Annotated in this window: 1 pseudogene; it reads left to right on the top strand. The window is 66.5% G+C overall.

The window, feature by feature from the left end:
- The first annotated feature begins 42 nt into the window (after positions 1 to 42).
- Positions 43 to 2,134: pseudogene (locus ON30_RS27965) on the top strand (ISAzo13 family transposase).
- Positions 2,135 to 2,136: the final 2 nt, after the last annotated feature.

Raw genomic sequence — 2,136 nt, 5'->3', positions numbered from 1 at the left:
TAGTAACGGGTTGGTCTGTGCTGCATGGTGTTTCGGTGTGTTATGGCGGTGTTGACGGGGATCGAGGAGCGGCTTGGGCAGCGGTTCGAGGTGTTGTTGCCGCATTTGAACGAACGCCAACGGCGTCTGGCCTTGGCGACGGAGGCCAGGTTGCTCGGCCACGGCGGCGTGCGAACGGTGGCCCGCGTCGCCGGTGTCAGCGAAACCACGATCCGCAAGGGTGTTTTCGAGTTGGAGTCCGGCGAGCCACCACTGCCGCGGTGGCGGGTGCGACGTCCAGGCGGGGGCCGCAAGCCCGCCGGACAGGTCGATCCGCAGCTCGTGGCGGCGTTGGTGGGGCTGGTCGAGCCCGATGAGCGTGGTGATCCGGAGTCGCCGTTGCGGTGGACGACGAAGTCGTTGCGGCACCTGGCAGAGGAGTTGACCCGCCAGGGGCATCCGGTGTCCGCGCCAACAGTAAGGAAACTGTTGCAGGACAATGGGTTCAGTCTTCAAGCCAACGCCAAGACGCTGGAGGGAAAGCAGCACCCTGATCGAGACGGCCAGTTCCGCTATATCAACGAGCAGGTCAGGACGCATCAGGCTGCCGGTGAGCCGGTCATCAGCGTCGATTCGAAGAAGAAGGAACAACTCGGCCGACTGCCCAACGCCGGGCGGGAGTGGCGACCACGGGGAGAACCAGTCGAGGTGGAAGACCACAGCTTCTTCACCGGCCCGAATGTCGAGCGGGCGATCCCCTACGGCATCTACGATCTGGCCACCGACGCCGGATGGGTCAACGTCGGCGTGGACCACGACACCTCCGCGTTCGCCGTGGCCTCGATCCGCCGCTGGTGGCAGGGGAGAGGATGCCTCGACTACCCGCGGGCGAGCAAGCTGTTGATCACCGCGGACGCCGGCGGATCCAACAGTCACCGCTATCGGCTGTGGAAGGCCGAACTGGCGGCATTGGCCGCCGAAGCCGGTCTGGCGATCACGGTCTGCCACTTCCCGCCCGGCACCAGCAAATGGAACAAGATCGAGCACCGCCTGTTCTCCCAGATCCATGAACTGGCGCGGCCGCCCGTTGACCAGTCACGAGGTGGTCGTCAACACCATCGCCTCGGCACACACCCGCACCGGGTTGCGTGTCCACGCCGAACTCGACACCCGCGACTATCCACTCGGGATCGCGATCAACACAGAGCAGTTCCAGGCGCTGCCCGTGCTCCCACACGACTGGCACGGCGCCTGGAACTACACCGTCCACCCGGCATCGGCCGAGATCCCGGCCACCGCCGAACGCCGTGCCCACCATCGGGCCGAGTTCCTGAAACTGCTCACCGACCCGCGGTTGACCGGAATGACCCGCGACGAACTGGCGGATCTAGCCGCAGGTTTGGCTCCGGCTCAAGCTGCTCGCGCGGCGCAACGCTGCTGGGAACAACGCGGCGGCCGACGCCGCCGAGCCCCCGGAGCAGGCGGCAAACGCCTACTCACCGACGCCGCATGCGTCCTGATCACGATCCTCTACCTACGGCAGGTCTGCTCACAACGGGTCCTGTCGGAACTGTTGGAGGTCAACCCCAACACCATCGGCGAGGTGATCGCCGACACCCGGACCCTGCTCGACCAACACCGCGTCGCGACCTCGACCCGGCTGCGCTTCACCACGCCTGCGGCTTTCCGAGACTTTCTCCACCACACCCCTGTTCCACGGGCGCAACCACCCGCGCAACTGTCCGAGAGGTTGTCCAGCCCAACGCTGACCGGGCTCAGCCGACGACAACTACACGCCCTCGTCGAGCGACTCGCGCCGCGACAGGCAGCCTCGGTCGAACGGCATCGCCACACCCGACGCGGCGGCGAGCGCATGCCCGGCGCCCGCGGCGGGGTGTTCCTACAGAAGATCACCGACGCCGACCGGGTTCTCGCGACCGTGCTGCATCAACGCCGGCTATGCAACCGCGAGGTACTGGCCGAGTTGTTCGGCGTCAGCCCACGCACCATCGGCACCGCGCTGCTCCAAGTCCGGCCCCTTCTGGAACACGACGGGATCACCATCACCACCGCAACCACCCGATACCGCAGCGCCGCAGACCTGCTCGCCGCCATACCGCCCCCGGACACCATCGCCACCGACTCGACACGTTGATT

Source organism: Nocardia takedensis NBRC 100417, from assembly GCF_000308695.1.
GTDB lineage: Bacteria > Actinomycetota > Actinomycetes > Mycobacteriales > Mycobacteriaceae > Nocardia > Nocardia takedensis.
Note: the sequence above shows the minus strand (reverse complement) of the source record. Positions and strands in the feature narration are given on the sequence as shown.